Below are 14016 nucleotides of genomic sequence, written 5' to 3'. Positions count from 1 at the left end.
TTTATATGTAAAAGTCTGTCCCGGTTTGACTGGGGCAGACTTTTTTCGATGCCTTTTTATAACATTGTCCTCTTTTTTTTGTTATATTTGCGCCCACATTATTATATAAGAGTAAAGAATGAAAGAATTTGTAATATCCGAAGCCAAAGTAGAGACAGCAATACTTGTCGGACTCATCACGCAAACGCAGGATGAGCGTAAGACGAACGAGTATCTGGACGAACTGGCGTTCCTTGCCGAGACGGCTGGGGCGGAAGTAGTGAAACGATTTACACAGAAGTTGCCGACAGCTCATTCGGTGACCTATGTAGGAAAAGGAAAACTGGAGGAGATCAGACAATATATCCGTAACGAAGAGGAAGAAGAACGTGAAGTGGGAATGGTCATCTTTGATGATGAGCTTTCCGCGAAACAACTTCGTAATATAGAAGCCGAACTGAAAGTGAAGATACTGGACCGTACTTCGCTGATTCTCGATATATTTGCCATGCGTGCCCAGACTGCCAACGCTAAAACGCAGGTGGAACTGGCACAGTACAAATACATGCTGCCACGTCTGCAAAGACTCTGGACTCACTTGGAACGCCAGGGTGGTGGTTCCGGTGCCGGTGGTGGTAAAGGTTCCGTGGGACTTCGTGGTCCGGGTGAAACACAGCTCGAAATGGACCGCCGTATCATCCTGAACCGTATGTCATTGTTGAAAGAACGTCTGGCAGAAATTGATAAGCAAAAAGCTACCCAGCGTAAGAACCGCGGACGTATGATACGTGTCGCACTGGTTGGTTACACCAATGTGGGCAAATCGACCATAATGAACCTGCTGGCAAAGAGCGAAGTGTTTGCGGAAAACAAGCTGTTCGCTACGTTGGATACTACTGTACGTAAGGTGATAATTGATAATCTTCCGTTCCTGTTATCAGATACGGTGGGATTTATCCGTAAGTTGCCTACCGACCTGGTTGAATCTTTTAAATCTACCCTGGATGAAGTTCGCGAAGCGGACTTGTTAGTGCATGTGGTAGATATCTCGCACCCCGGATTTGAAGAACAGATTGAGGTGGTGAACAAGACGCTGGCCGAAATTGACGGTGCCGGCAAACCTATGATACTTGTATTTAATAAAATAGACGCCTACACCTACGTGGAGAAAGCGTCGGACGACCTTACCCCCCGGACAAAGGAAAACTTAACACTCGAAGAACTGATGAAGACGTGGATGGCAAAGATGGAAGACAACTGTCTTTTTATTTCCGCCCGCGAACGAATCAATATGGACGAACTGAAAGATGTAGTTTACCGACGGGTGAAAGAATTGCACGTTCAGAAATATCCCTATAACGATTTTCTTTATCAGACCTACGAAGAAGAGGAAGAATAATTAATCAATGTGCTGCTTTGCTAATTGGGGGAAGGCAGTACATTACTATATTTATTTATATGAAAGACTATCGTAGATTGACTGAAGATGAAGTGCTTCAGTTGAAGAGCCAGTCGTGTCTGGCCGATGAATGGGGAAATGTTTTGGTAGCCGATGGATTTAATTGTGAGTACGTTCACCACACTCGTTTTTCGGGAGAAGTGAAGCTAGGGGTATTTGAATCGGATTTTACACTACGGGGAGGCATTAAGAAACACTCGGGATTGCGCCATGTGACGCTGCACAATGTGACAGTAGGGGATAACTGCTGCATTGAGAATATCCAGAATTACATTGCTAATTATGAGATTGGTAGCGATTCCTTTATTGAAAATGTAGACATCATCCTGGTGGATGGGTTGACTACTTTCGGTAATGGGATAGAAGTGGCGGTTCTCAACGAAACCGGAGGACGTGAGGTGTTGATTAATGACAAGCTGTCTGCACATCAGGCGTATATACTTGCGCTGTACCGCCATCGTCCCGAACTAATCAGCCGCATGAAGTCGATTGCGGATTATTATTCCAACAAACATGCATCTGCCGTTGGCAGTATTGGTGATCATGTGATGATTCTCAATACAGGTTCCATCCGGAATGTGCGGATTGGCGATTATTGCCATATTTGCGGAACCAACCGACTGTCCAATGGCAGTGTTAATAGTAACGTGACAGCCCCTGTGTATATAGGACATGGTGTGATTTGCGACGATTTTATAATCTCATCCGGTTCACGGGTAGATGATGGTACCATGTTGAGCCGTTGCTTTGTGGGGCAGTCCTGTAAACTGGGACATAACTATTCTGCTTCCAATTCCTTGTTTTTTAGTAATTGCCAGGGAGAGAACGGAGAGGCATGCGCCATCTTTGCAGGTCCTTTCACCGTGACGCACCACAAATCTACGTTGCTGATTGCCGGAATGTTCTCGTTTATGAATGCAGGTTCGGGGTCCAATCAGAGTAACCATATGTATAAGCTAGGTCCCATTCATCAGGGAACGATGGAAAGGGGAGCGAAAACGACTTCCGATTCATACATCCTGTGGCCGGCACGTGTCGGAGCTTTCTCCCTTGTAATGGGACGCCATGTCAATCATGCCGATACATCCAATCTTCCTTTCTCCTATCTGATAGAGCAACGGAATACGACTTATCTGGTTCCGGGCGTTAATCTGAGAAGTGTCGGTACCATCCGTGATGCTCAGAAATGGCCGAAGCGTGATAAACGGCAAGACCCGAACCGTTTGGATTACATCAACTACAACCTTTTGAGTCCCTATACCATTCAGAAAATGTTCAAAGGACGCTCCATCCTGAAAGAGATGAGACGGGTATCCGGTGAAACATCCGAAATCTATTCTTATCAGAGCGCTAAAATAAGGAACTCTTCCTTGAATAACGGTATTCGTTTTTATGAAATAGCTATTCATAAATTTCTGGGTAACTCAATCATTAAGCGATTGGAAGGCATTAACTTCCAAAGTAATGAAGAGATCCGTCAACGTCTGAAACCGGATACGGAGATAGGAATCGGTGAATGGGTGGACGTGTCAGGACTAATTGCTCCGAAGAGCGAGATAGACCGTTTGCTGGATGGCATTGAGAATGGCGCTATCAATCGTTTGAAGTCAATCAATGCCTGCTTTGCGGAGATGCACGAGAATTATTACACCTACGAATGGACATGGGCTTACAATAAGATTCAGGAATTCTATGGCTTGAATCCAGAGACAATTACGGCACAGGATGTGATTTGTATCGTGAAATCCTGGCAGGAAGCCGTAGTCGGATTGGATAAGATGGTATATGAAGACGCAAAGAAGGAATTCTCACTGTCTTCCATGACCGGATTTGGTGCCGACGGCTCTCATGACGAGATGAAGCAGGATTTCGAACAAGTGCGCGGCGATTTCGAAAGTAATACATTCGTGACGGCAGTGTTGAAACATATTGAAGAAAAAACAGCTCTTGGAAATGAACTGATTAAACGTATCGAAGGTATACAAGAGTAAACAAACCATAACCTATGAAACGATAGACGGCGGGCAGTGTGCAACTAAAGCACAACTTGTCCGCCGTTTTTGTTTCAACGCCGAATTTCTCCGTTATTCATTCTTAATTCTTCATTCCTCATTCACCATTCTTCATTCTTAATTACTACCTTTGCCACACTAACTAACATTACGTAATAAAATAAGAGACTTATGGCAACACCTCCGTTTAAGTATCAGCCCATGTTTGAAAAGGGGAAAGATACAACTGAGTATTATCTGCTTACAAAAGACTACGTGTCAGTAAGCGAGTTTGAAGGAAATCCTATCCTGAAAATTGAGAAAGAAGGTTTGACTGCGATGGCTAATACGGCTTTTCGTGATGTATCATTCATGCTCCGCCGTTCGCACAACGAACAAGTTGCTAAGATTCTGAGTGATCCCGAAGCAAGTGAAAACGACAAGTATGTGGCATTGACTTTCCTGCGTAATGCGGAAGTTGCTTCAAAGGGGATACTTCCTTTCTGTCAGGATACGGGTACTGCTATCATCCACGGTGAGAAAGGCCAACAGGTATGGACCGGCTATTCTGACGAAGAAGCTCTTTCGTTGGGTGTCTATAAGACATATACTGAAGAGAACCTGCGTTACTCTCAGAATGCACCTCTGAATATGTATGATGAGGTAAATACAAAATGCAACCTTCCCGCTCAGATTGATATCGAAGCTACCGAAGGCATGGAATATGAATTCCTTTGCGTTACAAAAGGCGGTGGCTCTGCCAACAAAACTTATCTGTATCAGGAAACGAAAGCTATCTTGAATCCGGGTACATTGGTTCCGTTCCTCGTTGAAAAAATGAAGACTTTAGGAACAGCCGCTTGTCCTCCCTATCATATCGCTTTCGTTATCGGTGGTACTTCTGCTGAAAAGAATCTGTTGACAGTGAAACTGGCTTCTACTCATTTCTATGATAACCTGCCTACAACTGGAAACGAATATGGCCGTGCATTCCGTGATATAGAACTGGAAAAAGAAGTATTGGCAGAAGCTCATAAGATTGGTCTTGGCGCACAATTCGGCGGTAAATATCTGGCTCATGATGTTCGCATCATCCGTTTGCCTCGTCATGGTGCTTCTTGCCCGGTAGGTTTGGGCGTATCTTGCTCTGCCGACCGTAACATCAAATGTAAAATCAACAAAGAAGGTATCTGGATTGAGAAACTGGATTCAAATCCGGGCGAACTTATTCCGGCAGAATTGCGTAAGGCAGGCGAAGGCGATGTTGTCAAAATCGACCTGAACCGTCCGATGGCTGAAATCCTGAAAGAGTTGACTAAATATCCGGTATCCACTCGTCTGTCATTGAACGGAACGATTATCGTAGGTCGTGACATCGCACACGCCAAACTGAAAGAACGTTTGGATCGTGGTGAAGACTTGCCTCAATATGTCAAAGATCATCCTATTTACTATGCAGGTCCGGCAAAAACACCGGAAGGCATGGCTTGTGGCTCTATGGGCCCGACTACTGCAGGACGTATGGATTCCTATGTAGAGTTATTCCAAAGTCATGGCGGCAGCATGGTTATGTTGGCAAAGGGTAACCGCAGTCAGCAGGTAACGGATGCTTGCAAGAAATATGGTGGTTTCTATTTGGGTTCTATCGGCGGTCCGGCTGCAATTCTTGCTCAGAATAATATCAAGAGCATCGAATGTGTGGAATATCCTGAATTGGGTATGGAAGCTATCTGGAAGATTGAAGTAGAGAACTTCCCTGCATTCATCCTGGTAGATGATAAGGGCAACGACTTCTTCAAACAGTTGAAACCATGGAATTGTACTAAATAATTAGTCGATAATTCCATTTATATAAAACGATTCATTTAAGGGATACCTGTCATTTATTCATATGGGTATCCCTTTTTTACTAACTTCTCCTTTCTGCTACTAACTATTATGAAACCACCGACAATCGAACTATCTAATCAAAAGAACCAGCATATCGTATGGCTGGATGCTGTGCGCTTTATCGCAATGTTTACAGTTGTTTGCTGCCATTGCACCGATCCTTTTAATTTTTATCCGGGCACTGCTCCCAATATCGGGGAAATTAAATTATGGGGAGCTATCTATGGAGCTGTTCTCCGTCCTTGTGTACCCCTGTTTGTGATGATAACGGGTGCCTTGCTTTTACCTGTCCGGGGTGATACTTCCACTTTTTATAAGAAACGTATTACCCGTGTGTTGTATCCGTTCCTGATTTGGTCTGTCATTTACAATCTTTTTCCCTGGATAACGGGACTGTTGGGTTTGAGTCCGCAGATCATTCTTGATTTCTTCCCTTATTCCGGTGAAGAAGTAATGCAGCAGTCTTTTTCGGTTGCTATGAAGTACATCCTGACGATTCCGTTCAACTTCTCCATTTTGGCAGTACATATGTGGTACATTTATCTGCTTATCGGGCTTTACCTTTATCTGCCTATTTTTTCGGCATGGGTAGAGAAAGCATCGGAACGTGCTAAACTAATGTTCTTGCTGGCTTGGGGAGTCACTTTATTATTACCTTATTATTATCAGTTTGTTGACGGCTATTTGTGGGGTTCCTGTTCGTGGAACTCATTTGGAATGTTATATGCTTTTGCCGGATTCAACGGATATTTGCTATTGGGACATTATTTGAAGAACCTTGATTGGAGCATGAAGAAAACATTGGCAATCGGTATTCCGATGTTTGCGGTAGGTTATGTCGTGACGTTCTTTGGATTCCGCCATATGACGGCTTTGCCGGATTGCACGGATGAAATGTTAGAGTTGTTCTTTACCTATTGCTCCCTCAATGTGGTTATGATGACCATTCCTGTATTTATGCTGGCCAAAAAGGTGAATATCCGTTCGGAAAGAATACGGAAAGCATTGGCAGATCTTACCGAATGTGGTTTTGGGGTCTATATGATACATTATTTCTTTACCGGTCCGTCTGTGGTATTGATGAGAGCTCTTGATATACCTATTCCTTTGCAGATACCGATAGCTGCGATAGTAGCTTTTGTTGTTTCCTGGTTGATAGTACATTTGGTGAACCGTATTGGTAAACCTGCAAAATATATAATGGGATAACAAAATACATAATGAGATAAAAGGCCAAAGGCTTTTTTGAGGACATAAGAACAAAAGAACATATTTTTTCCGATACTAATATTCTTAAAATATGGAACGTGGAGTATATGTTCTTTTGTTCTTATGTCTTTTCTATTCTTCCAGATACTTCGTAATCTTTCCACTAATCTGTAACAAGGAAATCTCACAAAGTTTGGTATTATATTCTGCGGAGAGGATACGTTCTTCTGCATCCAGCAAGCTCTTTTGCGCTTCGCGCACTTCAAATCCTGACAAGTCTCCCTGAATATAACGGTCCATGGCAATATCATGGTTATCTTTGGCAGTTATAAGATTCTGTCGTTCCAGGTTCAACAATTGAAGATTGTTACGATAAGCCTGCCATAAATTACTGAGGTCGGAGCGGAGTGCCAGTTCAAGGTTCTGACGTTCCAGGCGTCTGTTTTTAAAGGAAAGAGTCGCATTTCGCTTTTCGCGGCGGCGATTTCCGTCGAATATATTAAATCCGACGGTTACTCCGGCATTGAAACCCAGGTTGCCCCTTTTACTGGTAGCGTTAATGTCATATTTATTAAAGGTATATCCGTATCCGGTATTCAATTTGAGATAGGGATAGTTGCGTGAGTTTATCTTTTTATAATCCAGTTGTGCTAACGTGGTGTTTTGGTCAGCTCTTAGCAAAGAAGCATTCGTCGACAACGTAGAATTCCATAAATCTTCGAACTTCAGATCACTGTGTACGTCAATGGTAGAATCTTTGATGATAATAACTTGATTGACATTATTATTCGCCATCAATTCATTCAATTGGATACGTGAGGAGTGCAGTAGTTCCTGTTGTTTTATATATTGGGCACTATCTGCATTGAAGTCAACCTTTGCTTGCTGATAATCCAGTCCCGAAAACTTACCGACGAGGTGGCTCGCTTCCGCGATACGCAGACGTTCTTTAGAGAGTGACATTGCGTAATGAAAGTTTTTCAAACGAATCTTCTGCTGAATAAAGTTGTAGTACTCTGATGTCAGGTCGGCAATAAAGTCCTCGATAGCGATACGGGTATTGGTTTCTCCCTGTCGCTCCAATTCTTTCAACTGTTTGTAAGTCGTGCTGATATTGAATCCGTCAAAGATAGTCCAGTTGAGGTTGAGGCCGACGTTGACTGTTTGGTCGTATACTCCGTTGTTCTTGGTTATTTCTCCGGTGGCACGGGCTTTACTTTCAATATTATCCAAGTTTCCGGCATATCCGGCGGAGAAGTCCAAAGTCGGCAAATAACCAGCATTTCCCAATGTTGCATTGTTCTTGCTGATTTGCTCTTCATTGTGGACGATACGTAAAGAGTAATTATTTTGTAATCCTTCTTCCAGGCATTCTTTCAAGGTAAGCACCTGTTGTGCCTTCACAGTAGAAACTGATAAGAAGACACATGAAGTAACTATGTATATGATGCGTTTCATACAAATATCTTTCTGTTTCATTCCTTTAGTTTTTTTATCCGGTTTGTCGAAATATAACTGTAAATGGCCGGTACAATATACATGGTGAGCAATGTGGATACTACCATACCACCCACTACTGCCGTACCCATGGCGATACGTTGATTACAACCTTCTCCGGTAGCAAATGCCAGTGGGATAAGTCCCAAAACCGTAGAAGCACTTGTCATCAGAATCGGTCGGAGACGTTGCAGTGCGGCATCTTTGATGGCACTCATCTTGTCCTCTCCGGCTTCCTGTTTCTGATTGGCAAATTCTACAATCAAAATACCGTTCTTCGCTACCAGACCAATCAGCATGATAATACCAATCTGACTAAAGATATTCATTGTGATATCAGTGAAATACATGAATACCAACGCTCCGGCAATAGCCAGTGGCACTGTCAACATGATAATCAGCGGGTCTTTGAAACTTTCGAATTGTGCTGCCAAAATCAGATAAATCAGAAGAATAGCCAAGATAAAGGCAAACATCAAGCTGGAAGAACTTTCCCGGTATTCCTTGGAGTCACCCGAGAGAGCGGTACGGAATGTATCATCCAGTGTTTCCTTCGCTATCTTATCCATTTCATCCAACCCTTGCCCGATTGTTTTCCCATCAGCCAATCCTGCTGAAATAGTTGCCGATACAAAACGGTTGTAACGATACAATTTGGGAGGTGCAATACCACTTTCTAGCTCAATAAGGTTATCCAATTGTATCATATCCCCGTTATTGCTACGGATATAAATAGCTTTCAGGTCAGCCGGTTTATTTCTCTGCTGGCGATTGATTTCACCAAGGATTTCATATTGTTTGCCGTTCATGTAGAAATATCCCATACGCTGTCCGCTCAATCCGTATTGCAAGGTTTGAGCAATGTTCTTGGTACTTACTCCCATGATACTGGCCTTGTCACGGTTAATCTGAATACGGGCTTCCGGTTTACTGAACTTCAAGTCAACGTCCGCCATTTGGAAGACCGGATTCTCGTACACCTTAGCCATAAATTGGGGTAATACCTCTTCTAGTTTTTCTAGGTTAGTGGCCTGAAGTACATATTGGACAGGCATACTTCCACGGCGTCCGCCGAAAGAAGATTGCTGTTGTACGAACGAGCGTGCCATTGTCTTTTTCTGTACAGCTTTTGAGATTTTCTCGGCAACCTCCATCTGTGTATAGTTACGGTCTTGCATATCTTTTAATGTGATACGCACATTTCCGCTACCACTGGATACACGGGCGGTAACAGCTTCTGCATCAGGAAGAATGGAATCTACAAGCTGATTGATATCCTCGGTGTAATCCCGGATATACTCATAAGTCACCCCTTCCGCGCCACGTGTGCTAATACTGATTTGCGAACGGTCTTCAAGCGGAGCCATTTCCGCTGGAACCACATTCCAAAGAATACCGATAAGACACATTGTGATGAGCGTGAAGGGAAGTGCAATCCATCGTTTACGTAGGAAAGCAGCCAGCGAACGGCTGTACATCCGGTTCATCCCCTCAAAGAAAGGCTCTGTTTTCGCATAGAACCAACTTTGTTTTTCCCGTTTTATAAGCAGCTTTGTTGCCAGCATCGGTGTGAAAGTCAGTGCGGCAAACGAAGAAATGATAACCGATCCGGAGATTACGATACTGAATTCCCGGAAAAGTCGTCCCGTCATTCCATCCATAAAGACAATAGGGAAGAATACGGCAACCAATGTGATAGTCGTTGAGATTACGGCAAAGAAAATTTCTTTAGCTCCTTCTATTCCCGCTTCTTTCGGACTCATTCCTTTTTCTATACGGATATAGATATTCTCCGTCATTACGATAGCGTCATCCACCACTAGCCCCACGGACAATACGATGGCAAGCATCGAAAGTACATTGATAGAGAACCCTGCCAGGTACATGACAAAGAACGCACCGATTAGGGAGACAGGAATTACAATACAAGGTACCAATGTGACACGCCAGTCGCGAAGGAAAAGGAAAATGATGATGATAACGAGTATAAATGCTTCATATACAGTAGACTTCACCTCATTGATAGACGCACGGATAAACTTGGTATTATCAAAACCATAGTTATAATGTACATCTTCCGGCAAGTCTTTCTTCATTTGCTCCATGCGCTGATATACAGCGTTTGCAATTTCGATATGGTTGGCTCCCGGTTGCGGGATGACTACCACACCCACCATCGGCACACCGTTCATCTTCATGTAGCTTTTGATATCGGCAGGACCCAGTTCGGCACGCCCGATATCACTGAAACGTACGATACGGTTATTCGCTTCCTTGATAATCAGATCGTTGAATTCATCTGCGGTATGCATCAATCCTAAGGTACGAATCGTAAGTTCGGTTGTGTTTCCTTCGATACTACCTGAAGGAAGTTCCACATTCTCATTATCTACTGCATTTTTAACGTCAATAGGAGTAATTCCGTAACCTGCCATCTTTACAGGGTCTAGCCAAAGACGCATGGAGAAACGTTTCTCTCCCCAGATGGATACGCTACTAACGTCGGAAATGGTCTGTAACTGTTCCTTGACAGTCAGATCGGCGATTTCACTCAATTCCAATAGAGAGCGTTTGTCACTCTGAAGGGCAACCATCAAGATAGGCATGGCATCTGCGTCAGCTTTCGATACGGTAGGCGGGTCACAGTCGCGCGGCAAATAACGTTGTGCACGCGAAACCTTATCACGCACGTCATTGGCAGCCGTTTCCAGGTCGACGGACAATTCAAATTCTACCGTGATACGGCTTTGTCCCTGTTGGCTGACACTGGACAAAGAGCGGATACCCGGAATACCATTGATATTCTGTTCCAACGGTTCGGTAATCTGATTCTCGATAACGTCGGCATTGGCTCCCGGATAGGAGCAGCTGACGGAAATAATCGGATTATCCACTGATGGATATTCGCGGACACCCAAATAGTTGTATCCGATGAATCCGAAGAGTAGGATAATGATTGTCAGTACGGTAGCTAATACCGGGCGGCGTATGCTTAATTCGGATATATTCATGAGGCGCTGATATTAATCAATGTTGTCAAGTGTCACAGCGAGTCCGGTGCGGAGCTGTAATGTTCCCGAAGTGATAATGGTATCTCCCATGTGTAATCCTCTTATCACTTGTACTTCGGATGCGGTGCGGATGCCGGTGGTAATATCTACCGGTTCGGCTTTTCCTGATTTATACAGGTAGACTTTATCTTTACCCATTTCCGGTACAATCGCTTCTGTCGGGATAGCGATGGCATTCTTAATCTCGTCTTTTTTCAGCAATACACTTGCATAGCGGCCGGGAAGCAGAATGTGATTGACATTAGGATAGAGCGCACGTGCCGTAAACTGGTGCAAGTTAGGGTCAATAGATGATTCTACGGCATACACCTGTGCACCGAAAGCATCCAGGTTTCCTTCAACGCTGAAATTCAGGTTAGTTCCTTTTTTTATCTGTTTGGCGTAGCGTTCCGGTACGGAAAATTCTACTTTTAACGGAGCTATTTTAGTCAGCTTGGCAACAACCGTGGTAGGGGAGGCGTATGTACCGACACTGACTTGGCGAAGTCCGATAACCCCATCGAACGGGGCACGAAGCTCAGTCAATTCAATATTGGTTTTGATTATCTCTATGTCAGCATTCAGGGTGGCTAAATCCGTCTTAACCTGTTCGTAGGCTTCCTTACTGACAGCATCCCGCTTCAATAACGCATCTTGGCGAAACACACGATCTTCCGCCAGCTTCAACTGCGAAACGAGACGTTGTAATTGTGCCTGCAACTGCCGGTCGTTCACTTTGGCAAGCAACTGACCTTTTTTCACCGGTGTTCCTTCGTTAAAATTGATTTCGACAATCTTTCCGGAAGTCTCGAAAGACAAATCCACTTCCTCATCGGGTAGAAGCACACCTGTAGTCGTAAATTCATCTGTCAGGGATTGTGGCTTTATGACTTTAGCGTTCACATTCAAAATCTGCCTTCCCTTTTTCTTATTGCCACCCATCACTTTTTCGGCAGCAGCTAGTTCGTCGTTCTCTTTTGGTAATTGTGAGTAGATTCCTCCACCAATGATACCGGCACCAACAAGAATAATGATGCCCCATTTAGTTTTCTTATTCATGGTTTAGTATAGTATATAGCTATTGAATAATTATTCTTTTCGTAGATTAGACTTCTTATCCTTGGAATGGTTTAATCTCCAAGATGTTTTTTCTGCAAATAAAAGTAAAGAAATGAAAATTGATTATATCAAAAAGAGCCCGGCACTATGCCGGGCTCGGATAAAAAGGAATCTACCGCCGTATTATTAACTAAAAAACAATCGGGGGTATTGTGTTAAGTTATTACCATCCCGGGTTTTGCGGCAATAATTGGGGGTTGCGTTGCAATTCACCTGTGGCTATTGGATAAAGATACATCTTATCATCCCATTTGCGGCTTTTTCCTTCTTGATAGGAGAGATCATCATTGGTATAGTTCGGATATACGATAGCATATTTTCCGTTGGATAGTTTCTTTCCGACATATGTCATTACATTGTCCAGCAAATGTCCGGCTTTCCAACGGCATAAGTCATCGAAACGGAAACCTTCTCCTGCCAGTTCTACACGGCGTTCACGGCGTATTTCCTGCAATACGGGTGAAAGAGTGTATCCGTAGTCAGGCCAGTTGGGATCTGTAAATCCTACCGTCATTTTCAGGTGCGGCATTCCTGCGCGGTCACGTAATTCATTAATGGTCTTATCTAAATCGTCTTGTGTCAATGTTTTAAGTTCAGCTTTGGCTTCGGCGTTGATTAATAATGTTTCTGCATAGCGATAGGCAATACCGTCTGTAAATTCTACAAAATAACCTGATGGCAAATTCGGGATATAACCCTTGATAGTGTGATAGCCGGTCAAGTGGAATTTGTCCACATAGTTATCATCATAATTTGCTTTTTCCTTCTCTTCGTCTGTCAAGTAAGCATCATTTTTTATGAGTTGGGAGAAACGTGGATCACGTCCTGTCATTTCTTCTGCAATGGTATTGTCAGTTGCAGGTTGGGTAGTTACTCCTTTAGGCAGTCCGTCATCATATAAGATACAGTCTACAAAGTCCTTTGAGAATCCGGCATAAGCTTCCAGAGTGCCGTGACTCATATTGTGCATACGTTTGTCTTCTATATAATCAATATAAAGAATGGCTTCTTTCAGATTACTTTTATCATCCATAGTGAAAAGGTTGTGATAGTCGCTTTCGGGATGACCAGTGTTATATATTTCATATTTTCCGGGCTCGATAAGAGCATTGGATGCTGCAACCGCCTGCTGTAACAAGCCATCGGCTTCACTTGCATAATTCAGTTCTGTATGATATTTGTAATAAGTACCTTCGTGCAGACAAACGCGGGCTTTCACATGGCGGGCAATGTCTTTGTTCAAGCGGTTCGCTTCTTCACTACCGGCATCCGGAAGCCATTGGATAGCGAAGTCGAGGTCTTCAATAATTTTTTTGGCAACTTCATTGCGTGCCATCTTCGGACCATAAAGCTCTTCACTGTCTACGTTCAAATCCTTATCCAACCAAGGCACATCTCCCAAAGTCTTTATTTTGTCAAAATATTGCAAGGCACGGAAAAAACGTATCTCACCCACATATATGTTGATTTCAGCCTCAGTGCCTTGTGCATTCTGATAGTGGGTCATGAAGTAGTTGAGATTTCGTATGGTCGACCAATTGGACTGACTCCACGCTCCCCCTTCCGTAGGTACCGTATATTGTCCCCACAAGAAAGTGTTGATGCTATTTGGAACTTGTGTGTCGCTGTTTGTATCATCCAGATTGCTAACCCCGGCGGGTATCAGGCCGTAAAAACCATTAGCGTATGTTTTGAGGTCGTTTGCAGTAGACCAGAAAGTCTGATCGTTCAGGCTTTGAGGAGCCCTTTCGAGAAAGGCATCATTACAACCTGTCGTCAACAAGGCTGTAGTCATATAAATCATATATTTTAGTTTCATAAG

General features: G+C 43.5%; 8 protein-coding genes. 4 read left to right on the top strand and 4 right to left on the bottom strand.

Features of this window, described 5'->3' with window-relative positions; translation table 11 throughout:
• Positions 1 to 118: 118 nt before the first annotated feature.
• The 4 genes from hflX (at position 119) to HC965_RS23175 (ending at position 6528) form a co-directional block, all read left to right on the top strand.
• Positions 119 to 1378: a GTPase HflX gene (gene hflX / locus HC965_RS23190; protein ID WP_191033698.1), complete on the top strand. Its 1260-nt coding sequence runs from the start codon at positions 119 to 121 to the stop codon at positions 1376 to 1378.
• Positions 1379 to 1437: 59 nt separating this feature from the next.
• Positions 1438 to 3429, top strand: a complete 1992-nt coding sequence (locus HC965_RS23185; RefSeq protein WP_191033697.1) for a DUF4954 family protein — start codon at positions 1438 to 1440, stop codon at positions 3427 to 3429.
• Positions 3430 to 3621: 192 nt separating this feature from the next.
• Positions 3622 to 5259, top strand: a complete 1638-nt coding sequence (locus tag HC965_RS23180; RefSeq protein ID WP_191033696.1) for a fumarate hydratase — start codon at positions 3622 to 3624, stop codon at positions 5257 to 5259.
• Between the two features lie 108 nt (positions 5260 to 5367).
• Positions 5368 to 6528 (top strand): acyltransferase, encoded by a 1161-nt coding sequence (locus HC965_RS23175; RefSeq protein ID WP_191033695.1) that lies wholly within the window; start codon positions 5368 to 5370, stop codon positions 6526 to 6528.
• 132 nt (positions 6529 to 6660) lie between these two features.
• Here the strand turns inward: HC965_RS23175 and HC965_RS23170 are convergent, their stop codons facing one another.
• The 4 genes from HC965_RS23170 to HC965_RS23155 form a co-directional block, all read right to left on the bottom strand.
• The gene (locus HC965_RS23170; protein WP_191033694.1) at positions 6661 to 8007 is read right to left on the bottom strand and encodes a TolC family protein; all 1347 of its coding nucleotides are present in this window, start codon (positions 8005 to 8007) and stop codon (positions 6661 to 6663) included.
• The gene (locus tag HC965_RS23165; protein WP_191033693.1) at positions 8004 to 11036 is read right to left on the bottom strand and encodes an efflux RND transporter permease subunit; all 3033 of its coding nucleotides are present in this window, start codon (positions 11034 to 11036) and stop codon (positions 8004 to 8006) included. Before HC965_RS23165 ends, HC965_RS23170 begins: the two co-directional genes overlap by 4 nt.
• A gap of 12 nt (positions 11037 to 11048) precedes the next feature.
• Positions 11049 to 12134, bottom strand: coding sequence for an efflux RND transporter periplasmic adaptor subunit (locus HC965_RS23160; RefSeq protein WP_167959492.1), 1086 nt, complete (start codon positions 12132 to 12134; stop codon positions 11049 to 11051).
• A 223-nt stretch (positions 12135 to 12357) separates the two neighbouring features.
• Positions 12358 to 14013 carry a RagB/SusD family nutrient uptake outer membrane protein gene (locus HC965_RS23155; RefSeq protein ID WP_191033692.1) on the bottom strand — a complete coding sequence of 552 codons (1656 nt, stop codon included), beginning with the start codon at positions 14011 to 14013 and terminating at the stop codon, positions 12358 to 12360.
• Between the last annotated feature and the right edge of the window lie 3 nt (positions 14014 to 14016).

It is taken from the genome of Bacteroides sp. GM023, assembly GCF_014750685.1.
Taxonomy (GTDB): Bacteria; Bacteroidota; Bacteroidia; order Bacteroidales; family Bacteroidaceae; genus Bacteroides.
The sequence above is the reverse complement of the archived record's forward strand: the minus strand, read 5'-3'. Positions and strand labels throughout refer to the sequence as shown.

What these genes read in the sequence shown, in the direction of transcription:
- hflX (WP_191033698.1), top strand. Translation starts at nt 119, where the DNA reads ATGAAAGAATTTGTAATATCCGAAGCCAAAGTAGAGACAGCAATACTT.
- HC965_RS23160 (WP_167959492.1), bottom strand. Translation starts at nt 12,134, where the DNA reads ATGAATAAGAAAACTAAATGGGGCATCATTATTCTTGTTGGTGCCGGT.
- HC965_RS23165 (WP_191033693.1), bottom strand. Translation starts at nt 11,036, where the DNA reads ATGAATATATCCGAATTAAGCATACGCCGCCCGGTATTAGCTACCGTA.
- HC965_RS23185 (WP_191033697.1), top strand. Translation starts at nt 1,438, where the DNA reads ATGAAAGACTATCGTAGATTGACTGAAGATGAAGTGCTTCAGTTGAAG.
- HC965_RS23155 (WP_191033692.1), bottom strand. Translation starts at nt 14,013, where the DNA reads ATGAAACTAAAATATATGATTTATATGACTACAGCCTTGTTGACGACA.
- HC965_RS23175 (WP_191033695.1), top strand. Translation starts at nt 5,368, where the DNA reads ATGAAACCACCGACAATCGAACTATCTAATCAAAAGAACCAGCATATC.
- HC965_RS23180 (WP_191033696.1), top strand. Translation starts at nt 3,622, where the DNA reads ATGGCAACACCTCCGTTTAAGTATCAGCCCATGTTTGAAAAGGGGAAA.
- HC965_RS23170 (WP_191033694.1), bottom strand. Translation starts at nt 8,007, where the DNA reads ATGAAACAGAAAGATATTTGTATGAAACGCATCATATACATAGTTACT.